At 55.3% G+C, this 21,223-nt stretch carries 23 protein-coding genes, 3 tRNA genes and 1 pseudogene; 21 read left to right on the top strand and 6 right to left on the bottom strand.

Annotated elements, in window-relative coordinates:
* The first annotated feature begins 8 nt into the window (after positions 1-8).
* From hisS to NTW95_06555, 5 genes are read left to right on the top strand one after another with little or no spacing between them, the layout of a single operon-like run.
* Entirely contained in the window at positions 9-1,250 is a 1,242-nt protein-coding gene (hisS, locus tag NTW95_06575; GenBank protein MCX6557081.1) for a histidine--tRNA ligase, read from the top strand.
* Positions 1,229-2,977 (top strand): aspartate--tRNA ligase, encoded by a 1,749-nt coding sequence (gene aspS / locus NTW95_06570; GenBank protein ID MCX6557080.1) that lies wholly within the window; start codon positions 1,229-1,231, stop codon positions 2,975-2,977. The genes hisS and aspS overlap by 22 nt, the downstream gene beginning before the upstream one ends.
* Before the next feature lie 13 nt (positions 2,978-2,990).
* On the top strand, positions 2,991-4,370 hold the full coding sequence (locus tag NTW95_06565) for an MFS transporter (protein ID MCX6557079.1): 1,380 nt from the start codon (positions 2,991-2,993) through the stop codon (positions 4,368-4,370).
* Positions 4,371-4,419: 49 nt separating this feature from the next.
* Positions 4,420-4,701 carry a type II toxin-antitoxin system Phd/YefM family antitoxin gene (locus NTW95_06560; GenBank protein MCX6557078.1) on the top strand — a complete coding sequence of 94 codons (282 nt, stop codon included), beginning with the start codon at positions 4,420-4,422 and terminating at the stop codon, positions 4,699-4,701.
* Positions 4,698-5,027, top strand: coding sequence for a type II toxin-antitoxin system RelE/ParE family toxin (locus tag NTW95_06555; protein MCX6557077.1), 330 nt, complete (start codon positions 4,698-4,700; stop codon positions 5,025-5,027). Before NTW95_06560 ends, NTW95_06555 begins: the two co-directional genes overlap by 4 nt.
* Positions 5,028-5,095: 68 nt before the next feature.
* Here NTW95_06555 and NTW95_06550 read toward each other — a convergent pair whose 3' ends face one another.
* Entirely contained in the window at positions 5,096-5,272 is a 177-nt protein-coding gene (locus NTW95_06550) for a hypothetical protein (protein ID MCX6557076.1), read from the bottom strand.
* Between the two features lie 41 nt (positions 5,273-5,313).
* Between NTW95_06550 and NTW95_06545 the strand changes: the two genes are divergently transcribed.
* The 12 genes and pseudogenes from NTW95_06545 to NTW95_06490 all read left to right on the top strand — a co-directional run bounded on the left by NTW95_06545 (position 5,314) and on the right by NTW95_06490 (position 11,678).
* The gene (locus NTW95_06545) at positions 5,314-5,928 is read left to right on the top strand and encodes a hypothetical protein (protein MCX6557075.1); all 615 of its coding nucleotides are present in this window, start codon (positions 5,314-5,316) and stop codon (positions 5,926-5,928) included.
* A 16-nt stretch (positions 5,929-5,944) separates the two neighbouring features.
* Positions 5,945-6,396: pseudogene (locus NTW95_06540) on the top strand (peptide deformylase).
* Positions 6,397-6,410: 14 nt separating this feature from the next.
* Positions 6,411-6,647, top strand: coding sequence for a DUF3795 domain-containing protein (locus NTW95_06535; protein ID MCX6557074.1), 237 nt, complete (start codon positions 6,411-6,413; stop codon positions 6,645-6,647).
* Positions 6,648-6,689: 42 nt separating this feature from the next.
* Positions 6,690-7,565: a PhzF family phenazine biosynthesis protein gene (locus tag NTW95_06530; protein ID MCX6557073.1), complete on the top strand. Its 876-nt coding sequence runs from the start codon at positions 6,690-6,692 to the stop codon at positions 7,563-7,565.
* 26 nt (positions 7,566-7,591) lie between these two features.
* Positions 7,592-8,146 carry a hypothetical protein gene (locus tag NTW95_06525; protein MCX6557072.1) on the top strand — a complete coding sequence of 185 codons (555 nt, stop codon included), beginning with the start codon at positions 7,592-7,594 and terminating at the stop codon, positions 8,144-8,146.
* Between the two features lie 96 nt (positions 8,147-8,242).
* Entirely contained in the window at positions 8,243-9,079 is an 837-nt protein-coding gene (ygiD, locus tag NTW95_06520) for a 4,5-DOPA dioxygenase extradiol (GenBank protein MCX6557071.1), read from the top strand.
* 1 nt (position 9,080) lies between these two features.
* The gene (locus NTW95_06515; protein ID MCX6557070.1) at positions 9,081-9,329 is read left to right on the top strand and encodes a hypothetical protein; all 249 of its coding nucleotides are present in this window, start codon (positions 9,081-9,083) and stop codon (positions 9,327-9,329) included.
* Positions 9,326-10,234 (top strand): DMT family transporter, encoded by a 909-nt coding sequence (locus tag NTW95_06510; protein MCX6557069.1) that lies wholly within the window; start codon positions 9,326-9,328, stop codon positions 10,232-10,234. The genes NTW95_06515 and NTW95_06510 overlap by 4 nt, the downstream gene beginning before the upstream one ends.
* An 88-nt stretch (positions 10,235-10,322) precedes the next feature.
* Entirely contained in the window at positions 10,323-10,853 is a 531-nt protein-coding gene (locus NTW95_06505) for a hypothetical protein (GenBank protein ID MCX6557068.1), read from the top strand.
* A 37-nt stretch (positions 10,854-10,890) separates the two neighbouring features.
* Positions 10,891-11,382 (top strand): hypothetical protein, encoded by a 492-nt coding sequence (locus tag NTW95_06500; protein MCX6557067.1) that lies wholly within the window; start codon positions 10,891-10,893, stop codon positions 11,380-11,382.
* A gap of 147 nt (positions 11,383-11,529) precedes the next feature.
* Positions 11,530-11,604: transfer RNA gene (locus NTW95_06495), tRNA-Gly, on the top strand.
* A 2-nt stretch (positions 11,605-11,606) separates the two neighbouring features.
* Positions 11,607-11,678: transfer RNA gene (locus tag NTW95_06490), tRNA-Cys, on the top strand.
* 4 nt (positions 11,679-11,682) lie between these two features.
* Here the strand turns inward: NTW95_06490 and NTW95_06485 are convergent.
* Both NTW95_06485 and NTW95_06480 read right to left on the bottom strand, forming a co-directional pair.
* The gene (locus NTW95_06485) at positions 11,683-13,098 is read right to left on the bottom strand and encodes an insulinase family protein (protein ID MCX6557066.1); all 1,416 of its coding nucleotides are present in this window, start codon (positions 13,096-13,098) and stop codon (positions 11,683-11,685) included.
* Positions 13,082-14,392 (bottom strand): insulinase family protein, encoded by a 1,311-nt coding sequence (locus NTW95_06480; GenBank protein ID MCX6557065.1) that lies wholly within the window; start codon positions 14,390-14,392, stop codon positions 13,082-13,084. Before NTW95_06480 ends, NTW95_06485 begins: the two co-directional genes overlap by 17 nt.
* 194 nt (positions 14,393-14,586) lie before the next feature.
* Here NTW95_06480 and NTW95_06475 point away from each other — a divergent pair, with 194 nt between their 5' ends.
* Positions 14,587-15,525, top strand: coding sequence for a hypothetical protein (locus NTW95_06475; protein ID MCX6557064.1), 939 nt, complete (start codon positions 14,587-14,589; stop codon positions 15,523-15,525).
* On the opposite strand, the gene NTW95_06470 is transcribed toward NTW95_06475, so the two are convergent.
* From NTW95_06470 to NTW95_06460, 3 genes are all read right to left on the bottom strand, one after another.
* Positions 15,526-16,569 (bottom strand): SelB C-terminal domain-containing protein, encoded by a 1,044-nt coding sequence (locus NTW95_06470; protein MCX6557063.1) that lies wholly within the window; start codon positions 16,567-16,569, stop codon positions 15,526-15,528.
* A 63-nt stretch (positions 16,570-16,632) separates the two neighbouring features.
* A complete protein-coding gene (locus NTW95_06465) occupies positions 16,633-18,132 on the bottom strand; it encodes a glycosyltransferase family 2 protein (GenBank protein ID MCX6557062.1) in 1,500 nt (499 codons plus the stop codon).
* An 85-nt stretch (positions 18,133-18,217) separates the two neighbouring features.
* Positions 18,218-18,292: transfer RNA gene (locus tag NTW95_06460), tRNA-Pro, on the bottom strand.
* A gap of 214 nt (positions 18,293-18,506) precedes the next feature.
* Here NTW95_06460 and purH point away from each other — a divergent pair.
* Genes purH through NTW95_06445 form a run of 3 tightly spaced genes read left to right on the top strand, consistent with a single transcriptional unit; the run spans position 18,507 to position 21,125 of the window.
* The gene (gene purH, locus NTW95_06455; GenBank protein MCX6557061.1) at positions 18,507-20,027 is read left to right on the top strand and encodes a bifunctional phosphoribosylaminoimidazolecarboxamide formyltransferase/IMP cyclohydrolase; all 1,521 of its coding nucleotides are present in this window, start codon (positions 18,507-18,509) and stop codon (positions 20,025-20,027) included.
* A gap of 56 nt (positions 20,028-20,083) precedes the next feature.
* Entirely contained in the window at positions 20,084-20,872 is a 789-nt protein-coding gene (locus NTW95_06450; GenBank protein MCX6557060.1) for a glycosyltransferase family 2 protein, read from the top strand.
* A gap of 31 nt (positions 20,873-20,903) precedes the next feature.
* A complete protein-coding gene (locus NTW95_06445; GenBank protein MCX6557059.1) occupies positions 20,904-21,125 on the top strand; it encodes a DUF2892 domain-containing protein in 222 nt (73 codons plus the stop codon).
* The last annotated feature ends 98 nt before the right edge of the window (positions 21,126-21,223 follow it).

Below are 21,223 nucleotides of genomic sequence, written 5' to 3'. Positions count from 1 at the left end.
TGAACGAGATCAAAGCTCCGAAAGGCACGCGGGACATTTATGCTCCCGAGATCCAAAAATGGCATTACCTGGAAAACGCCATCCACGCCTACTACAAAAAGTTCCTCTACCAGGAGATCCGCACCCCGATCTTCGAGCATAGCGAGCTTTTCAGCCGCGGCATCGGCAGCGAGACCGAAGTCGTGCAGAAGGAAATGTACACCTTCACCGACAAGTCCGAGCGCAGCCTGACCCTGCGCCCCGAGAACACCGCCTCGGTGGTGCGCGCCGCCATCGAAAACAATCTCTTTGAGACGGTGTCGCCGCTGCGCTTCTATTATATCGGGCCGATGTTCCGCTACGACAAGCCGCAGAAGGGCCGTTACCGCCAGTTCCACCAGTTCGGCATCGAGGTTTTCGCCGACGAATCGCCGCAGGTGGACGCCGAGGTCATTTTCGCCGCCGTCGATTTTCTAAAGAAGCTTGGCATCGCCGACATCCGCCTGGAATTGAATTCGGTGGGCTGCCCGCGCTGCCGCCCCCAATACCTGGAGGAGCTGAGAAAGGCGGCCCACGCCAAGGAAAGCCGTCTGTGTGCCGATTGCCGGCGCAAGATCGACGGCAACCCGCTGCGCATTTTCGATTGCAAGTTGCCCGAATGCGTGGAGGCGACCCAACGCTTCCCCCTGCTCGACGGCCATTTGTGCGCTGAATGTCGCGACCACTTCGCCGCTGTGCGCGAAACCCTCAGCTGGATGAACGTCCCTTTCCAGCTGAACCCGCGCCTCGTGCGCGGCCTCGATTACTACACCAAGACCGCCTTCGAGGTCACGTCGGGGCAGCTCGGCGCCCAGAACGCGCTGCTCGGCGGCGGCCGCTACAACAACTTGATCAAGGAACTGGGCGGGCCCGACATGGCCGGCATCGGCTTCGCCGCCGGCATGGAGCGCATCATCCTGCACCTGGAGAACCTGGCTTTGCCCAAAATCAAGAACCTCTTTGTCGCCTACGGGGAGCCAAAGTGGCTGGCCCACGCCATCCAGCTGGCCGAAGTCCTGCGCGCGGAGGGCTATCCGGTCTACCTCGATTTCCTGGGTAAAAACCTGAAAAAACAGTTCAAGAAAGCCGACAAGATCGCCGCCGCCTTCACTCTGATCCTGGCCGAGGACGAAATCGCCAGCAAATCGGTGTCGATCAAGAACATGACCAGCCAGGAGCAGACAAAAATTCCCCTCAAGGACCTGAACGAATGGCTGAAAAGAAACTATTGAAGCGGGAAACGTATTGCGGCGCAGTCAGCGAAAACGACGCCGGCCGAACCATCACCGTCTACGGCTGGGTGAACGGCATGCGCGAACTGGGCGGCCTGACCTTCATCGACCTGCGCGATCGCGAGGGGCTGCTGCAGGTCGTGGTCAACGAAACCTTCGCCCATCCCGAACTGCTCAAGGAGATCGGCAAGGAAACGGTGCTGGCCGTAAGCGGCCGGGTGGTGAAGCGTGCCAAGCCCAACCCCGAGTTGCCGAGCGGCCGGGTCGAGCTCATCGCCGTCGTTATCGAGGTCCTGGCCGCCTCCGCCGTGCCGCCCTTTGTCCCCGAGAACCGCGCCGGCGTCTCGGAAGAGCTGCGCTTCAAGTACCGCTACATCGACCTGCGCAATCTGGCCATGCAGCGCAATTTCAAGTTCCGCTCCAAGGTCAACCTGCTGGCCCGCAATTTCCTGGACAAGGAGGGCTTCCTCGACATCGAAACGCCGATGCTGACCAACGCCACGCCGGAGGGGGCGCGCGATTACCTCGTCCCTTCGAGGATATACAAGGGCAAGATGTTCGCCCTGCCGCAGTCGCCGCAGCAGTTCAAGCAGCTGTTGATGGTGGCCGGATTCGAGCGCTACTATCAGATCACCCGCTGCTTCCGCGACGAGGACCTGCGCGCCGACCGCCAGCCCGAGTTCACCCAGATCGACATCGAAATGAGCTTCGCCGAAACCGACGAGCTGTTCGCCATCATCGAACGCCTGGTGTGTGAAATATTTTCTCTGCGCGGCTTCGACGTCGCCCTGCCATTCCGACGCCTGCCTTACCAAGAGGCCATACACACGTACGGCTCTGACAAACCCGACCTGCGCATTCCCTACATTATCGAGGATTTCACCGTTGAAGCCGCCTCATGGAACAGCGACCTGCTTAACGCCGCCCTGGCCAGGGGTGAAAAGGTCAAGGGGTTGATCATCCCCGACGCCGGCGCCTTCTCGCGCAAGCAGCTGGACGAGATAAACGAAGCGGGAAAAAAACTCGGCGGCAAAGGGGTCATCTGGATAAAAAAGGGAGATGACGGCTTCAAGGCCTCCTTGAAGATCGCTCCCACAGCTATCGCCGCTTTTTACCAGGCGCGTAAAATCGATCTCGGCGCGCTGGTGCTGCTGGTCGCCGGCGTTGAAAGCCAGGCCCTTTCACTGGCCGGCAAGCTCCGCGAGCAGCTGGGGGAAAAATTCCAGGAAAAGGAGAAGCTCGAGTTCCTCTGGGTGACCGATTTTCCCCTGTTCTTTTTCAACGAGGAGGAGCAGCGCCTCGATTCCAACCACCATCCCTTCACCGCGCCGCGCCCCGAAGACATTCCGCTCCTGGACAGCCAGCCGCTGACGGTGAAAGCCATTGCCTACGATTTAATCCTCAACGGCGTGGAGATCGGGGGCGGCAGCAAGAGGATCCACAATATCGGCTTGCAGAAAAAGATCTTCCAGATGCTCAAGCTGGAGGACAAGGAGATCGAGGAGAAGTTCGGCTTTTTCCTCAACGCCCTGAGATTCGGGGCGCCGCCCCACCTGGGCATCGCCCTGGGCTTCGACCGGCTGCTGATGCTGCTGACCGGCGAGGATTCTATCCGCGAGATCATCGCCTTCCCCAAGACCACCTCCTCGCTCTGCCTGCTGACCGGTTCGCCGTCGGCCGTCTCCCAGCGCCAGCTGGACGAGCTGGGCATCGCCATAAAAAAATAACCCGGAGGCCTTCATGAATTCGCCCGAGCGTAATGTTGCCCCTTTCCCCAAGATCTTCTGGACGGCCAATGTCATCGAGCTGTTCGAGCGCGCCGCCTATTACTCGATGGCCAGCTTCGTGGTCATCTACCTCGGCCAGCTCGGGCTCGGCGACTACTGGCCCAGCACCCTCAACAGCGTCCTCTGGTTTTTGGTCTACTTTTTGCCGGCCCTCTCGGGCACCGTGGCCGACCAGATCGGCTTCCGCAGGGCGCTGCTGCTGGCCACCATGTTGCTGGTCGCCGGCTATTTCCTGATGGGCTTCCCGGTGTGGTTCAACGGCCAGACACTCGCCCCCGAGGTGAGCTCGAAGGTCAGCGCCGGCTCGGCCACCCTGGTCCCGGTGATGCTGGCCATCGTGCTGATCGGCATCGGCGGATCATTCGTCAAGCCGTGCATCGCCGGTTCGGTGCAGCGCTTTCACATGGGCCGGGCCACCCTGGCGTTCGCCATCTTCTACATGGTGGTCAACATCGGCAGCATCGTCGGCCGCATCACGGCGTTCTTCGTCCGCAGCGAACTGAAGAAGCTGCAGGCGATCTTCGCCGTGGCCATGGGGGCGTCGTTCATCGCCTTCCTGGTGGTCTTCTTTTTCTACCGCAACCCCAAGTCATCGTCCCAGCCGGACAAACCCAGGCGCTCCATCCCCGATATCCTGCTCGGCATGGTGCGCGTGCTGCGCTCGGGGCGCTTCGTCATGTTCCTGCTGGTATCCAGCGGCTTCTACTTCATCTACAACCAGGTCTACAACGTCCTGCCGCTCTACGTCAAGAAAACGGTCGAGCTCACGCCGGCGATGGACATGTACACCATGGCCAACCCGATCGTCATCGTCTGCTGCCAATTGCTGATCACCCGCATGTTCGGCAAGCTGCCGCCGATCAAGTCGATCGTCATCGGCACGGTGATCATCGGCTTGTCGATGATCATCAACATCTACCCGCTGCTGGCTCCCGGCGGGGTGACCGTGAAAGCGCTCGATCTGATCCCCCTGGGCAGCCTGTTCATCGTGCTGACCGTGGCCATGATCGCCTTTGGCGAGCTCTTCGCCGCCAGCCGCCTCTACGAGTACATCGGCTCGCTGGCCCCCAAGGGGCAGGAAGGGCTCTTCCTCGGCTACGCCAACCTGCCGATGGCGATCGGCTCGCTGATCGGCGGACCGGTCGGCGCCTGGCTGTTCAACGCGGTCATGTGCCGCGGAGCGCAGAAAATCGTGCTGCCCGAGGGAAAGTGGCTGTTGAAGCTCGACCCCAAGGCGGCGGCGACCGGCTGGATCATCCTCTCTGCGTTCGGCCTGCTGTCAGCCGCTTCGATGTTCGCGTACAATGCCTGGTTGAAGCGCCACCCGGCCTAATTGACAACCGGTCTTTTTATGGTACCATATAAGGACCTGGAGTAAACCAATGGACATCGCCAAAGACATCAAACCGATTACTTACCTGAAAACACGGGCGGCCGAACTGCTCAAGCAGATCAACCAAACGCGCCGCCCGGTGATCATCACCCAGAACGGGGAGCCGCGGGCCGTGCTGCAGGATCCGCAAAGCTACGAGAACATGCGCAACGCCATCGGCATATTGAAGCTCCTTTCCCAGGGCGAAGGGGACATCAAGGCCGGAAAGGTGAAAACCCAGGCAGAAGTGTTCGCCGCCATTGAGGGTGTCCTTAAAAATAAATTAAAATGAAAAAAACCTTTGCCGTTATCTGGTCGGCAACAGCCGCCAAAGATCTGACAGGCATCAGCGAATATATTGCCAATGACAATTCAACCATCGCTTACGAAAAATTCCTGAAAATAAAAAAAAGAGCCCAAAGCCTTTATACTTTTCCGGAGCGGGGGCGCGTCGTACCCGAACTGCAGGAACAGGGCATTGACCAATACCGCGAACTGGTCATCGCCCCCTGGCGGATTATTTACCGGATTTCCAAGAATAACGTTTATGTTTTGTCCGTCCTGGATTCAAGGCAAAATGTCGAAGACATCCTCCTGAAAAGGCTCATTGAAAAGTAAACAGCAGAAGAATAAGTATCATGGCTAGCAAATTAATTTCTGATATCGAAAAAAATCTTTTGCAACTGTTAAAAGCCCGCGGCATCAGAACGAAACAAATTGTGTTTTTCGGCTCCGCCCCGCAAGGCCGTCATAATGCCGACAGCGACATTGATCTGATCATTGTTTCCGAGGATTTTCACGGGCACGATATTTTTCAACGCCTGGCCAAAGCCAGGGGCGTGCACCGGGAATTGGTCAGGCATTTCCGCAGGCCATTCGATATTCTTTATTATTAGCCGATTGAATGGGAGCAAGCCTGCTCCCCGGTTGTCATGCATGCCAAAACAAAAGGTCAGGTAATTTGTCAGGCCTGAAGCGATTGGACTTCTCCAACCTTGACTTTTTTTCCTTCCGTTTTCATTATGACAAACGGAGAGATCAACATAATGTATTTAACAGAAATTGCCCACAAACGCCCACTGGCTTAAGCTGGCGTTGCTATAAAAATCGGGGAGATATTATATCCTGGGACTTAATCGAAGCGGACGGAACTTTTTATTGGAAAACCCCAATGGTGTTTTTTGTGATGATGTTTACTCTGGCGATTCTTTTAATTCTTACTTTCATTTGGCTGAAAAATATTCGAAGAAAAGGAATGAAATATTTATTAATATTTTTAGTACCAATATATATTGTTTCACCTTGGATTCAAATTCTACTGGTCAATTTATATGTCCTTGTTTATGTTTTTGTTTATGAAATAATTTATCCAAATACCCATATGGATTTGCATTATTCAATTGCTTGGGCTAGCCCTATAGATAAAGCGATCACTTTTGGTGCACCACCCTTGATAGCACTGATCGTCGGCTTGAGAAGTTGGATCGTTTCAAAAAAACTTCAGAAAACAAGATTTTAAAGTAGAGAGGTTGGCAGTGGCAGTGAAGGAAATTTTAAGGCTTGGCAATCCTGGGTTGTGGAAGGTTTGCAAACCGGTCAAAGACACCGGGGCGTCGGAAACAAAAAAAATCATTCGGGACCTGAAGGATACGTTAGAAGATTTCAAGAAAAAGAATGGTTTTGGCAGGGCGATTGCCGCGCCGCAGATAGGTGTATTAAAAAGGATAAACTATGTTGATTTTCCAAAAGAGAAGATCTCCGTAGCGATGATCAACCCGAAGATCACAAAACAAAGCCAGGAAAAGATCCGAGTTTGAGACGATTGCTTCAGCTTTCCAAATCTATTGGCAAAAGTGGAAAGGGCGACCTCTCCGAACTGCTGAAGCACGAGATCGACCATCTGGACGGCATTCTGGTGGTCGAGCGGGCAATTGACAACAAATCGTTCGCATTGCGCCAGGAGTGGGCGGAACATTTGAAAAATTAAAAAGGAGCACGGCCATGAAAATCGGAGTCTGCGGCATCGGCTGCGAGAAATGCCCGCGCCTGGTGCAAAAAACCTGCCCGAGTTATCCACAAGGCTGTGTGCCCAAGGAAAACAAATTCTGCAAGATCGCGACCTGCGCCTTCGAAAAGGGAGTCCGCCTCTGCTTCGAATGCGTTGATTTTCCCTGCGAGACGACAAAGGCCGGCCCGATCGCCTTTGGTTATTGCCAATACATTTCCGGAAAAAGCTGAAGGGCCGAATGGTAGGCATGGCAAAGATTTAGGAGGGCAATGATGAGAAAACTACCGTTCTACATCGTGGATGTATTCGCCGAGAAAAAATACGCCGGCAACCAGCTGGCCGTTTTCCGCCGGGCCGAATCGCTGAGCGGCGAAACGATGCAACAGATCGCCCGCGAAACCAATTTTTCCGAAACCACGTTCATTCTCAGGGACGAGCCGCGCGACAACGGTTTTGACGTGCGCATCTTCACCCCCGCGGAAGAGGTTCCGTTCGCCGGCCACCCGACATTGGGAACCGCCCATATCATCCGCAGCGAAATTCTCAAGGGCGAAGCCGATGAACTGAACCTGAATTTAAAAGTGGGCAAAATCCCCGTCACCTTCGCCACAGACGGCTATATCTGGATGCGCCAGATCGAGCCCGAGTTCGGCAAGCTGCACCCGGCCGCCCCCTTTACCGCCATGCTCAACGTCCCTGTCAACGAAATCGATGACCGCTTTCCCGTTCAGGAAGTCTCCACCGGGCTGCCCTTTTTCATCGTGCCATTGAAATCCCTCTCGGCCCTGAAGGCGGCGAAAATCGACCGGGAGAAATATTTCGCCTACATCAAGGATACCTGGGCCAAGGGGGTGCTGGTGTTCTGCCCACAGGCGCACGAAGCGCAGAACGACATCAGCGTGCGCGTATTCGTCGACTGCTTCAATATCCCCGAGGACCCGGCCACCGGCAGCGGCAACGGCTGCCTGGCTGGCTACCTGGTCAAGCACCGCTATTTCGGCAGCGAGTGCATCGACGTCCGCAGCGAGCAGGGCTACGAGATCGGCCGGCCATCGCTGCTGCTCCTGAAGGCGGAACAGGCTGGCCAAAGCATCTCCATTTCGGTGGGCGGCAAGGCCATGACCGTCGCCAAGGGCAAATTCGTTTGACATTTAGAAGAGCCGGCGGGCGCACCATGAAGATATTTTTTGCCACGGCATTGGTGGGAGTCGTTTCCCTGGTTATCTTCCCGATCCAAGCCGATAACAAAAAACCTGCGGGAATCTGGCTGGATGACTCATCCATGGCTCCCTTGCCATTGCCGGCCTCGGGCGACATCCCCGACAGCCTGGAGCGTCTCGAATATCTGGATGAGGCCATTCCCAATTCGTTTCAAAAGGACCTGAACAGCGATGGCCGGGTAGAATATTTGATCATCTCAGCCGGCAGCCTCTGCGGAACAGGCGGCTGTCCTTATATTTTGCTGGACGGGAAGTCCCTGCGACGCATTGGCAACTTTTTCGGATCACCGATTCTGGTGGCGGCGCAGAAGATCAACAGCTATCCGGTTATCCACGTTTATTCCCATGCCAGCGCCGGTAGCGGTACGTTTACGACCCATGTATACGATGGGCATGAGTACCGGGCGGTCTCCTCGGTATTCCTGGCCGGGGAATCCGTGGATGCCCTTTTCAAGAGTTTTGCCGACTATAAAAAGATCGTCTCCCCGGAAACCGGCCGGGATAAATAATCCGCACTTCCGCCCAGAATGCGAAAATTGCTATGGATTTTTTGGCGCTTTTAAATTATAGTATCAGCAAATGAGCCCAACGCGCAGGGGAAAACCATGAAAGCAAAAACTGCGAAAGCGCCAAAGAAAGCCAAGGAAAAAAACCAGCGACTCCCGGTCCTGTTCGTGGGCCACGGCAGCCCGATGAACGCCGTCGAGGACAACGAATTTTCGCGCCGCTGGCACCAGGTCGGAGAATCGCTGCCCAGGCCTAGGGCCATTCTATGCGTTTCGGCTCATTGGGAAACCTGGGGGACGCTGGTCACGGCCATGGAGCAACCGCGCACCATCCACGATTTCGGCGGCTTCCCGCCCGAGCTCTACCGGGCGGAATACGCCGCCCCGGGCAGCACCTGGCTGGCCGGGGAGGTGCGCAACTCGATCGGTGCCGCCCAGGTGGGGTTCGACCTGGACTGGGGCCTGGACCACGGCTGCTGGAGTGTGCTGCGCCGGATGTTCCCCGCGGCCGACCTGCCGGTCGTCCAGCTCAGCCTGGACTATACCCTGTCCGCGCGGGAGCATTATGCCATCGGCCGGGAGCTGGCCGGGTTGCGCGACAAGGGCATTCTCATCGTCGGCAGCGGCAACATGGTCCATAATTTGGGGTTGGTCGAAATCCAGGGCGGTGGCCGCGACTTCAATCGCCCCTTCGGTTTCCCCTGGGCGATCGAGGCCAACGACCTGTTCAAGAAGTTGATCAACGAGGATCGCCATCAGAAACTGGCCGATTTCCCGGCGCTGGGGGAAGCGGCGCGGCTTGCCGTCCCCACCCCGGAGCATTTCCTGCCCCTGCTCTACGTTTTGGCCGTGAAGCATGAAGGGGAAAAGATCGAATACTTCAACGACAAGCCCCTGGCTGGCTCGCTGACCATGACCTCATTCATCATCGGATAAAATGACCGTCGGCGAAGCGAAATTCCTCAATTGGGCATTCCTGATACTGGGAACCATGCTGACATTTTCGGGATGGCGGGCGATCAGCAAGCGCCGCACCAGGGCCGAGGGTCGTGAATACGAAGGCAAGGCGGCAGCTCGTTTGGGTTGGCTGTGGCTGATCATCGGCCTACTGCTCCTCCTGGCCGCGCTGTTCGATATCACTGTTTTGAAGAGCTTCGGCAAACTTTTCCTGGAATCGGCTTCATGAGCCGGCGGCTGGTTTTATCTCCACGCCTGGCCCTGGCCATCGGCATCGCCGCCGTTTCCTCGGGTTCGATTTTCATCCGCTTCGCCCAGTCCGATGCCCCTTGCTTAAGCATCGCCGCCTTTCGCCTCTCGCTGGCCGTCCTGTTCCTGCTCCCTTTGGCCTTCGGCCGCCACTATCGCGACATACGCGGCATTGCCGGCAGGGAATGGCTTTGGCTTCTCGCCTCCGGGTTCTTTCTGGCCGTCCATTTCGCGACCTGGATCAGTTCATTGGCCTACACCTCGGTCGCCAGCTCGGTGGCGCTGGTCTCCACATCACCGCTATGGGTCGCCATCATCGCCTGGATCGCCTGGCGCGAACCCGTGACGCCATCCATCTGGCTGGGCTTGACGCTGGCCCTGTGCGGCACCATTGTCATCAGCCTGGCTGAAGCACGCACGGCTATTTCAGCAAGACCCTTCCTGGGCAACGCCCTGGCCTTGGCCGGAGCATTGGCCGTGAGCGGCTATTGGCTCATCGGCCGCCGGCTCCGCCGCAGCCTCTCCCTGATTCCCTACGTGACCCTGGTATACGGTGCCGCGGCCCTCTTCCTTATTGCCGCCGCCATGCTGGTCGGACAGCCCCTGGGCGGATTCAAGGCAACGACCTACGGCTGGTTTTTGCTGTTGGCGCTGCTGCCGCAACTCCTGGGACACTCCTCGTTCAACTGGGTTCTGGGTCACTTGCCAGCTTCATACGTGGCCATAGCCACTTTGGGCGAGCCGATCGGCGCGGCATTCCTGGCATTGCTTTTTTTAGGCGAAGTTCCCTCGCTTTTGAAAGTGGCGGCGGCGGCGTTAATCCTGCTGGGCATCCTATTGGCCCTGCGCCGCGAACCTGTTGCCGGCGGAAAACCGGGTGAATGAAATCCCCATCGTCTTTCCCAGTTTGCGCCGGTGCACGCTGGACTTTAGGTGACCATTCCGTTACAATTCTCACCGGCAAGGAGGAACGATGAATCTTCTGGTCGCCTACTATTCCGAAACCGGCAACACCCGCAAAGTCGCCGAAACGATATTCTCCGGCCTCCGCCACACGCAAAAAGTCCTGCTGCCGATCGACCAGGTTGACGATCCGGGGAAATACGACCTCATATTCTGCGGTTTCCCGGTTCAGCATCACAGTATCCCGGCCACGATGACCCTTTTCCTGCAAAGCATTCCGCCCGGGAAAAAAATTGCCCTGTTCGCCACGCACGGTTCATTGCGCGGCGGTGAAAAAGCCATAACCGCCTTTTATACCGCACTAAGCCTGACCAGCGGCCGGACCATCCTGGGTACGTTCGGCTGCCGCGGCCAGGTGCAGTTTCAAATGCTCGACTTTTGGATGGAAAAACCGCAGGAGCGGGCCTGGGCCCTGGAAGCCCAGAGCGCCAGCGGTCACCCGGATGCCACCGACCTCGGCGATGCCCGCGCCTTCGCCGAGATCATGCTCTATGCCGCCGAGCACATCCACGGTACAGAGAAAAGGTCCGATTCCAAATGAGGGAGGCGGGGTCGCACAAAACAGATTGGGAGGGTTCATGAAAAAACAATATGGATTGGTTTTGGTCTTCGCGGCCGTGGCTCTCGTTTTTCTATCCGCCTGCGGCGGCAGCGTGTCTTCTGGCGATCTGCCGAAGTTTCCCGGGGCGACCGAACTGAAAGCCGGGGAAAGCACCATCGGCAACACCCTGGCGCAAAACATGAAACAGGACTCGGCCATGCGCCAGGCCATGGGCGCCGGGGGAAAAACCGAGCAAAAGGGCTTCACGCTTCCCGGCGACGCGAGCTGGGAGCAAGTGAAGGCTTTCTATGACAAGGAGTTGAAGGCCGGCGGTTGGGAAAGCGGCCTGGGCGGCGTCGCCGGCGGTTTTGTCGACGTCAACGCCGTCATGGGCGCGGCCAATCAGGGCAATGACCTGTTTCAGACGGCCATCTGGTCCAAGGGCAAGCAGACCCTGACCGTGGCCATGGTCGTCAACCCGACCGACCGCAAGCAGCGCGAGTTAATCCTGTCTCTGTCCAGCCAGTAAAACCGCGCCTGATCTAATCCGGTGTGAATCGCCCCGGTCAAGCATATGGCCGGGTGAAGGGGAAATTTTTCTGCCTGCCCGGAGTGATTTATTGCAGAAACCGGGGCTTGACAAAAAAGCGATTTTCGATTATTCTTATCGGCAAGAGCGGGAATAGCTCAATGGTAGAGCGCGACCTTGCCAAGGTCGATGTTGCGGGTTCAAATCCCGTTTCCCGCTCCATTGGCGGCGTAGCCAAGTGGTAAGGCAGCGCTCTGCAAAAGCGTTATTCATCGGTTCAAATCCGGTCGCCGCCTTGTTTCAATCCATCCGCAATTCAACAACATCCGTTTTAAATGCCTTCAACGCGTTCATGATCAGGTTGGCGTTTCCGATCAGCACGATGATCCCCCGTTCGCGGCTGCCGGTTTTATGCTTGTAGCCCATCTGGTCATCCATCACCTGCACGACCCGTTCAAAGGTCACGTCGCGAACGAATTCCAGGCCATGCGGCGGCTGCGACAGGGAAGCAGGCTGGGATTGGAAACGGTCGATGATCTGCTGCACGCCGTATTCGAAGGTACCCGTCTCCACCTGGTTACGCCCGAGGTAGTAATTCAAGGCATCCAGGTATTCCTTTTTGGCAACGGGCTGGGCGGAAAATTTTTTTCTTTCCTGGTCCACCAAGAGCAGAAAATTTTCCAGGTCATTGTAGTTCAGCCGCAGGTAGTTGCAGAAAACCGTGAAATTTTTCAAGGGATAGATATCGGTGCTGACCTTATAGCCGCCCAGTAAAAACTGGCTCCTTTCCGACTGGTAAATCCGTCCCCCGGGAAAACCGAACAAGGTGAAATTGCCGATGAAAAAGGGCAGATAGTCGGCATCGTCCATTGCCGGAGCCGCATCAAACCAGTAGATCGTCGGGGCATCGGAAGCCGTATTGTTCAAAACGAAAATCCGCCGGCTGGAGTTGGGAGCGGTTTCTTCCTTTTTGCTTTTTGCCGGCGCCGGGGATGAAATGGGCAGATCCCGCTCGATCTGGGCCAGGGCGAGATAAGGATTGATATTTCCCTTAAGAACAAGCAGGGAATTGTCAGGCCGGAAGGTCTTCAAGTAAAAAGAGCGCACTTGCGCCAGATTGATGCCGTTGACCATCTCCTGGACCTGCAGGCCCTGGCTGAAATAAAAATTACCGACCATTTGCTGGTAGGCCAGCAAAAATGCGATCTCTTTTTTCCAATCCCGGGTTCCGGTATATAAAGACCAGTATTTTTCCTTGCTCAGGTTGAACTTGTTCAAATGAAAAGACTGGTAGGTGTAAATTTCCCTGAGCAGCTTGGTGAAAGCGGTCAGGCGATCGGGAAGAAAATTCAAGCTTATCCTGATGAACTCGGGCGTTTGTTCCACCTGGTAGTCATTGCCCAGCCTGAAAAAGGAATCGAGCAAGTCGTTCGACGGCCAGTTCAACTCCCGGGCGAACACGTTCATCACGGTCAGTTGCGCGATCAGCAGCGAGTTGTAGTTCTGGGTGTCGCCGTCCAAAAAAACCAGCAGCTGGGCATGGACAAAAGGCATTTCATTCTGCTGCAACACCTTGATCGGCAGGCCCTTGGAAGAAAAGAAAGAAAACTGCCGTGTTTCAGCGGCCAAACGAATGGCGGCAAGAGAAAAAAACAACGTCCAGGCCATGAACAGGCAGGATTTCGCGGTAAAAGGATGTTTATTCGCCATAGACATTCAAAACGACCTGGTTTTCCTTCATAAAATATTTTTTAGCGCTTTCCATGACATCGTACGTGGTTATTTTGCGCAAACGCCTCAGCTGCAAATCGAGAAAGTTTGTTTCGCCGAACATGTGATAAAATTCAGCGATGCGCTGGCAGCGCTCCTCCAGATCGTAGGAACTTTTATAAAGGTCAATTTCCATCAAGGAACGGATGGCCTTCAACTCGGCATTGCTGATCGGTTTCATGGCCAGGGCCGAAAATTCCTGCCCGAGGATGTATTTGGCTTTTTCGAGATTGACGCGTTCGCTGCAAGACAGTTGGATGGTCAGGGCATTGGATTCGAAATAATCGGTGAAGGAACCTTCGATGTCCACATTGAGTTTGTTCAACTTGTTCAGGATATATTCCAGCTGCGAACAACGCGGATCGGTCAAGTAATAACGCAAAAAATCAAAAAACACGTAATCGTAACTGATTTTTCCCGGCGACTTGATCCCAAAAAAAGTAGAGCTCGTTTTCAGGCCGGGAATCACCCAGTTCTTGACCGAGTAAATACCGTGATGGCTGGCGGCATTCAGGACGACTTCCGGCGACCTTCTTCCGGGCGGGAGGTTTTGAAAAAACTTGTTGATGCCTGCTTTTAATTCATTGATGTCGAATTTTCCCGCGATGATCAGCAAAATATTGGACACATTCTGGAACTTGCGGTACCCGTCCCGGATGTGGTCGTTGTTCAAGGCGCGGATCCTGTTCAAGTCTCCGTAAAGGGGATTGGCATACGGCGACCCCTCGAAAATCTTGGCGCTGATCCAAGTCTGGGCCTTGAAATTCAGGTTCGACTCCCACAGCCGGCCGATGCGGTTGAATATCTCGTTTTTGTGGTAATCGATATTCGCGTCCTCGAGGCGCAGGCTTTTCAAGCGTTCGCTTTCCAGCCACAAGGCCACGTTGATTTCCGAAGCCGGCAGCACCTCGTAAAAAACGGCATTGTCATAGCTGACCCGACCGCTCACGATTCCGCCCATTTTATTTATAAAAAGGACATGGTCGTACGATTCCAGGTTTTCGTTGCCGTCGAACATCAGGTACTGATAGAGATAGGAAATGCCGCGCCCGTCGGCCGGATCGGTCCGGGCCCCTGCCATGTTGTATAGGCATACGGCGGCCGTCTGCATGTCATTGCTGGGGGACAGGATGACTTTCAAGCCGTTGGGCAGTTCAAAAGAAGTGATATTCAGCGTCTGGCCGGGGATGGGCACGAGGAGCAACGTCAGAAACAAGCAAAATAGACACGCCTTGATCACCCGGTCATTTTACCGGGGAAGAAAAATTTAGTCAAATTCCGCGTCGGGGATTGCTTAATAAAAACTTGACATTGACGAAAGATTTTAATTATAATTAATTCCAAATCTCAAATAAACTGGAGGAACCGGGAATGAAGAAAACGAGCATTTTCCTTTTATTGCTTATAATCAGTGGTATAGTCGTATTGCCAGCGATGGACAAAGCCCAAACCGACGCCTGGATCGCCATCCAGAGCGAAAAAAACTTGCAGGCCAGATTTGACAAATTGGAAGAGTATTACAAGACCTACGGCGACAAGGACGAACGGAACGCCATGTACATGTACATGAACCTGGCCGATGCCGCCTATCTGCTGCAGCAGTTCGACAAAACCATTCAGTACGGAGAAAAAACGCTGCTTTACAAGGACCTTGACCCCCAGAACAAACTGCGCATCTACCTGTGCCTAGCCAATGCCTACAACCTGACCAAAAAGGACATGGATAAAGCCTACAGCTACGCCGACCAGGTGATTGAACTGGCCAAGACCCTGCGCGCCGAAAACCAGAGCACCACCATCGACACCAACTACACCGCCCCCGCCCTGCGCATCCAGGTGCAGCTGCTGGCGGCCAAACCCGAGGACCCGCAGAACGCCATCACCGCTTTCAATAAATCGCTCGAAGCCTACCAGTTGGACAAGTCCGACAAATCGGCGAACTTTGTCCTGGTCTTCAGCGAGCGCATGCTCAAGAACCAGCGGGTGGAGGACGCCATCCGCGGCATAGAAGCCGTCAACCAGAACAAGCCCAATGCCGAATACTACAAGATGCTGGGCATGTGGTACAATCGGCTGAAAAATTCGGATAAGGCCGTCGAGAACCTGAAAGCCTCTTACCAGATGAAAAAGAACGCCAAGGTGGCCTACGACCTGGGAGTTCTGCTGAACAAGACCGACATCGATGGCGCCATGGATTACCTAGCGGAGGCCAACCTGTTGAACGATGAAAAATATTCCCCAGACGCCTTGAAATTGCTCCAGCATCTCGTCTTCTTCGTAAAAGCCAAGGATCTGCCGCAAGCGGAGCAGATGAAAACGTTCAACGATATTCTGGCCGCCGCCAAGAACCGGCTGGGAATCACAACCTCCTGATCAGGCGCCAAGCAGGATTTTTCTTTTGTTCCCGATGCGCTGGGTGATGTTCTGTTCGTCCAGGAATTCAAATAGGATAATGAGGTATTTCCGGCTGTAAGAAGTCATGGCGCGCAAATCGTCAATGGCGATGATATCGCCCTGGTTCCTTTTGAATTTTTTCAAGCGGTTGATGATCTTGTTGTACTCATCGCTGAAAATGAAATAGCGCTCGTTCAAACGCAACAGCTTATCCTCGTTGAGCATGTACCACAGCGCATCATTGATCTGGCTGAGGGAAAACGACATATTTTTCTGCACGTTTTCGATGGTAAACACGGGCAGCTTGTTGGTCTTTAAAACCTTCTCGATCCCGGCCATGCGTTCCTTCTCGTCGGCGGCCAGGGGGAGCTGGGAAAAAATAATGGCGCTGGCCACTATTTTCAAGGGGAACAGCTGGCTGCACTTGCGCAGCAGGTATCTGAAAAAAATGGCCGTTTGCGGGACCTTGATGACCTTTTCCAGCTGGCTGAATTTCAGCATCTTTTCCCGGTTTTCATAAGCCTGGCGCAACACATCTTCGAGGGAAGCCAAGTTTTGGGAATAATGGCTCCAGGACGTGACGAACAGATCGTTGAAACTGATGGTCTTCACCTGCTGGGCGATTTCCAACTCGGTCAGAACCGCGATGGCCGCCCACCTTTCCACCGCGAAAAAATGGAGCAGGTCCGCCACGGCCAGGAATTTTTCCACGGCCAGCAACGCGCAGATGATCTGGCCGAAAGTCTGCATTTCGATCAGGGACAGGATCTCTGAGATTTTTTTCAGTTTTCTCTGATTGTACTGCGATAGAACAGGCAACAGCACACCCAGCATGCTCCTGGTATTCTTGAAAGCCACTTTCTGTAAAAACCGGAGCTCGACCTGGTTCTTGAAATAGACCACAAACAGATCGTTGTCTATCCGTTTGAAATTGGCTTTGACGTTCTCTCCGTCCAGCTGAACCACGCCCGAAAAACTCGCCTGCGGGTGAGAAAACCTGACGAAATAGGCGTTGAATTTCATTTTTTTAAAACGGAAATGAAACGACGCCCATCGCTAAAATAGAAATTTCCCTAGCGCCGGCAATCAGTTGACAACACTGACACTGGCCTTTTTAAAGACGAACCTGTTTTTGAAAATTGTGGCGAACGACAGGAAGGAAATATACAGATAGCCGTACTGGAAAAGCATCAGGAAGGGCAGGGTCAGCCAGATGCCTTCGTTGATGCAGATGACCACGGCAACGGTGAAATAAAAACCGAGCAGCAGTTCCACCAGGGGGATCAATAATTTTTTGTTGCCCTTGTATTTCTTGGTGGCCCAGGTGTCGTTGTTCTTTTCGATTCCGAATTTCGGCGTGCGCACGAATTCGGATTCCTTGTTGCGCAGGGCCTCCACGACCGCGAACGAATTGTTGACCGACAGCCCGATGCCCAGACCCATCAGCAGGGGCAGATACTTGAAGGTGGTGGTCCAGTTGGTATAAAGCTCCTTCTGCGAAACGATGTAGAAGGCCGAAACCGATGCCGTGGCCATCAGGAAGAGCGGCACATCATAGATGAACATCTGGCCCCAGTTCATGTCCCGGCGCAGGATGACCACCGGCAGGATGGAAACCGACAGCGGCACCATCAGCAGGTAGGCGATGTTGGCCGCCAAGTGGAAGAACGCTTCGACCTTCACGCGCAGCGGCAGGGGCGCCTTGAATATTTTGGGCAAGAGCTTCTTGGCCGTCTGGATCGAACCCTTGGCCCAGCGGTGCTGCTGGGCTTTAAAGGCGACGATATCCACCGGCAGTTCGGCTGGGACCGAACACTCGGGGAGGTAGACGAACTGCCAGCCCTTCATCTGCGTCCGGTAACTCAGGTCCAGGTCCTCGGTCAGCGTGTCGTGTTGCCAGCCACCGCCGTCGATGATGGCGGCTTTCCGCCAGATACCGGCGGTACCGTTGAAATTGAAGAAGCGGCCGGAACGGTTGCGGGCCGTGTGCTCGATCATGAAGTGGCCGTCGAGGAAGATCGACTGCAGGTTGGTGATCAGCGAAAAATTGCGGTTCAGGTGGCTCCAGCGCATCTGCACCATGGCGATGTTGGGCGCGGTGAAGAAGTGGATGGTGTTCATCAGGAAATTCTTGTGGGGGATGAAATCGGCGTCGAAGACAGCGATGAATTCGCCCGTAGCGACCTTCATCCCTTCCTCCAACGCCCCGGCCTTGTAACCCTTGCGGCTCTGACGGTGCAGGTAGGAGATATCCAGCCCCTGGTTCTTGTAGAGATTCACCCGCCGCGACGCAATGGCGACCGTCTCGTCGGTGGAATCGTCCAGTACCTGGATCTCCAGGAGCTCCTTGGGATAGTCCATCTTGACCACGGCGTCGATCAGGCGCTCGGCCACGTACATCTCGTTGTACATCGGCAGCTGGATGGTCACGCGCGGCAGCTTCTCGAACTGACGCTCGGGCTTGGGCACGGCCTTTTTATTTTTATAATACAGATAGACCATAAAATACCGGTGCGCGCCGAAAACGGCCAGCAACGAAAGCACCACAAAATAAAGCACGACAGCCAATTCGTTTAGGTTTTCCATTTTTTCCCCATAAGGTCACAACCGAAGTTGGGATTATACAACAAATATGCGACCAATTCAAGTGCGATGGACAAGAAGGGAAAAATCGGGGTGAGAGGATTTGAACCTCCGGCCTTTCCGACCCGAACGGAACGCGCTAGCCAGTCTGCGCTACACCCCGGCACGATGAAGATTGTATTGTATCATAAACGAGGGAATTTGTGAAACCCTCAAACCGTAGTGACAGGTCGCGACCTGTCACTACCGATCCATAAAATTTCGACCTCCCTTTCACCCGGTGGAAATGCTCCCTGAGGGGCGGCTGGATAGGCATATCCACTCGTTTTTGCTTCATTGCCCGCGACACGTTATAATGACGTTTTGCGGAGGGATAAATGAAGCGGGCATTGATCAGCGTCTACGAAAAAGAAAAGATAGAAAAGATCGCCAGCGCCTTGAACAAGGCGGGCTGGGAGATCGTCTCCACCGGCGGCACAGCCGCATTTCTGAAGGGGAAGGGTATCCCGGTGAGCGACGTCTCGGCCATCACCAAGTTCCCGGAGATCCTTGACGGCCGGGTCAAAACCCTGCACCCGCTGATCTTCGGCCCGGTGCTGGCGAAAAAAACGGCCGGGCACCTGGATCAATTGAAGGAGCTCGGGGCGGATAAGATCGACCTGGTGATCATCAACTTCTATCCCTTCGAGGCCGCCCTGGCGAGCAAAGCCGACGATATGGACACCATGCTGGCGAACATCGATATCGGCGGCCCGTCGCTGGTCCGTGCCGCAGCCAAGAATTTCAAGTACACCATCGTCCTCATCGACGAAAAAGACTATGGGCCGGTCATCGCCGCCATCGAATCCAACAGCGAGATCCCCCTGGAGCTGAAAAAGCGGCTGGCGCAGAAAGCCTTCGCCTACACCGCTTTCTACGATTCGCTGATCGCCGCCTTTCTTGCCCGCGGCCAGGCGGATCCTCCCGACTTCATGACCATCGGCGGCCGGCTGGAGCAAGCGCTGCGCTACGGCGAGAACCCACACCAATCGGCTTTCTTGGCGGTGAGCGACTGTTGCTCGCCCTTCCATGCCATCGAACAGCTGCATGGCAAGGAGCTGTCCTTCAACAATATCCTCGATGCCGCCATGGTCTATGAAGTGCTCAACGATTTCCAGGCCGAGGGGCATTTCGCCGTCATCGTCAAGCACCAGAATCCCTGCGGCGCCGCCATGACCCCTGCCCAGCCGCAGGCTTTTAAAGGCGCTTTTGCCGGCGACCCGCGTTCGGCCTACGGCGGCATCGTCGGCTTCAATCATTTCCTTGAAGCCGAAACCGCGGCGGCCATGGCTGACGTCTTTTTCGAGGTCATCATCGCCCCCGGCTTTTCCGACGCCGCCCTCGCCATCCTGCGCAAGAAAAAAAACCTGCGCCTGATCAGAATGGCCCCGGGCTACAAGGAGAAGGCCGATTTCAAGACCATCCCCGGCGGTTTCGTCTACCAAAACCGGGACAATCTCTCCTTCGCCGTCGACGATTTTGTGCGCAAGACGGGAAGGCCGCTGGGCAAGAAGGATAAGGCCAACGTGGAATTCGGCTGGAAACTCATCAAGTACGTGAAGTCGAACGGCATCATCATCGTCAAAAATCTCAAGCTCATCGGCGTGGGCGCCGGCCAAGCCAGCCGCATCGACGCGGTGGAGCTGGCCATCCATAAAAGCCAGTCGTCGGTTGCCGGCGCGGTCCTCCTCTCCGATGCCTTCTTCCCCTTCCCCGACTCGGTCGAGCTGGCGGCCAGGCACAAGATCGCCGTCGTGGTTGAAACCGGCGGCTCGGTCCATGACGCCGACGTCATCCAGAGCGCCAGGAAGCTCGGCATCAGGCTCCTGTTTTCCGGCATCCGTCACTTTCGCCACTAACGCCGAGGGAACCCGGTTTTATTGACAAAACAGGCTTATTCGAGTATTTTTCAACCATGGAACAGGCGACAGGCATGAAGATCTCGGCGGTCATCATCACCTTCAACGAAGAGGACCGCTTGCAAGACGCCCTGGCCAGCCTTCAGGGAGTGGCCGACGAGATCGTGGTGGTCGATGCGCATTCGACCGACCGCACCCCCGAAATCGCCCGCCAAGCCCGGGTGCAATTCCTGCAAAATCACTTCGAGGATTACGGGCAGCAGAAAAATTTCGCCATGGGCAAAGCCGCGCACGACTGGATCCTCAACCTCGATGCCGATGAACGGGTGTCGCCCGAGTTGAAAAAGGCGATATTGGCCTTGAAGGAAAAAGAGGCCCCAACCGGCGCGAGCGCCTTCGCCATCAAAAGAAAAACCTTTTATCTCGGCCGCTGGATCCGGCACTCGGGCTGGTATCCCGACCGCAAGATCCGGCTTTTCAAGAAGAATTCCGCTTCCTGGCAGGGGCGAATCCATGAACGGCTCCTGGTGACCGGCCCGGTCGTTCCCCTGGCCGGCGATATTCTGCACCACACCTACCGCGACATCAGCGATCACATCAGTCGCCTGAACCGCTATTCCACCTTCCAAGCCGAAGAGATCCTCGGCCGAAAGAAAAAATTCCTCCTCCTGCGACTGCTGCTCCTGCCGCCGGTGACCTTCCTGCGCCATTACCTGTGGCGGCTGGGCTTTCTCGACGGCTTCCCCGGCCTGGTCATCGCCGCGGTCTCCTCCTGGGGGACGGCCATGAAGTATTTCAAGGCCATCGCCGGCAAACGGGCGGCCAAAACCAGCCGCGGCGATTGAAAAACCGGCCGTCTTGAGGTATACTGCGGCCATGAGCGCAAGCCAAAAATGCAATACCAATCAAACAGTCAAGTGGATCCGCGTCATCATTTCGCTGGGCGTGATCGTTGCCGGGATCATCTATAAAAACTGGATCGGGTTACTGGGCATCATCACCTTGTTAAGCGCCTTCACCGGCTCCTGCCCCCTCTCGCTGCAATTTTCCAGCCTGCGCGATATCCGCATCACGCGCAACCACAGCGACGAGGAATAGCTCCCGCCTTTCCAAACTGGCATTGACACGTGCACCGGTTCATGTTATAATTTTACTTCGTTAATCAAATCCCAAGGAAAATAATGAACCCCCAAAAA

Source organism: Candidatus Aminicenantes bacterium (assembly GCA_026393795.1).
GTDB lineage: Bacteria > Acidobacteriota > Aminicenantia > UBA2199 > UBA2199 > UBA2199.
The sequence above is the reverse complement of the archived record's forward strand: the minus strand, read 5'-3'. Positions and strand labels throughout refer to the sequence as shown.

Coding starts and splice junctions, on each gene's coding strand:
- aspS (MCX6557080.1), top strand. CDS start 1,229: ATGGCTGAAAAGAAACTATTGAAGCGGGAAACGTATTGCGGCGCAGTC.
- NTW95_06565 (MCX6557079.1), top strand. CDS start 2,991: ATGAATTCGCCCGAGCGTAATGTTGCCCCTTTCCCCAAGATCTTCTGG.
- NTW95_06560 (MCX6557078.1), top strand. CDS start 4,420: ATGGACATCGCCAAAGACATCAAACCGATTACTTACCTGAAAACACGG.
- NTW95_06555 (MCX6557077.1), top strand. CDS start 4,698: ATGAAAAAAACCTTTGCCGTTATCTGGTCGGCAACAGCCGCCAAAGAT.
- NTW95_06550 (MCX6557076.1), bottom strand. CDS start 5,272: ATGCCTGACCAATTCCCGGTGCACGCCCCTGGCTTTGGCCAGGCGTTG.
- NTW95_06545 (MCX6557075.1), top strand. CDS start 5,314: ATGGGAGCAAGCCTGCTCCCCGGTTGTCATGCATGCCAAAACAAAAGG.
- NTW95_06535 (MCX6557074.1), top strand. CDS start 6,411: ATGAAAATCGGAGTCTGCGGCATCGGCTGCGAGAAATGCCCGCGCCTG.
- NTW95_06530 (MCX6557073.1), top strand. CDS start 6,690: ATGAGAAAACTACCGTTCTACATCGTGGATGTATTCGCCGAGAAAAAA.
- NTW95_06525 (MCX6557072.1), top strand. CDS start 7,592: ATGAAGATATTTTTTGCCACGGCATTGGTGGGAGTCGTTTCCCTGGTT.
- ygiD (MCX6557071.1), top strand. CDS start 8,243: ATGAAAGCAAAAACTGCGAAAGCGCCAAAGAAAGCCAAGGAAAAAAAC.
- NTW95_06515 (MCX6557070.1), top strand. CDS start 9,081: ATGACCGTCGGCGAAGCGAAATTCCTCAATTGGGCATTCCTGATACTG.
- NTW95_06510 (MCX6557069.1), top strand. CDS start 9,326: ATGAGCCGGCGGCTGGTTTTATCTCCACGCCTGGCCCTGGCCATCGGC.
- NTW95_06505 (MCX6557068.1), top strand. CDS start 10,323: ATGAATCTTCTGGTCGCCTACTATTCCGAAACCGGCAACACCCGCAAA.
- NTW95_06500 (MCX6557067.1), top strand. CDS start 10,891: ATGAAAAAACAATATGGATTGGTTTTGGTCTTCGCGGCCGTGGCTCTC.
- NTW95_06485 (MCX6557066.1), bottom strand. CDS start 13,098: ATGTCTATGGCGAATAAACATCCTTTTACCGCGAAATCCTGCCTGTTC.
- NTW95_06475 (MCX6557064.1), top strand. CDS start 14,587: ATGGACAAAGCCCAAACCGACGCCTGGATCGCCATCCAGAGCGAAAAA.
- NTW95_06470 (MCX6557063.1), bottom strand. CDS start 16,569: ATGAAATTCAACGCCTATTTCGTCAGGTTTTCTCACCCGCAGGCGAGT.
- NTW95_06465 (MCX6557062.1), bottom strand. CDS start 18,132: ATGGAAAACCTAAACGAATTGGCTGTCGTGCTTTATTTTGTGGTGCTT.
- purH (MCX6557061.1), top strand. CDS start 18,507: ATGAAGCGGGCATTGATCAGCGTCTACGAAAAAGAAAAGATAGAAAAG.
- NTW95_06450 (MCX6557060.1), top strand. CDS start 20,084: ATGGAACAGGCGACAGGCATGAAGATCTCGGCGGTCATCATCACCTTC.
- NTW95_06445 (MCX6557059.1), top strand. CDS start 20,904: ATGAGCGCAAGCCAAAAATGCAATACCAATCAAACAGTCAAGTGGATC.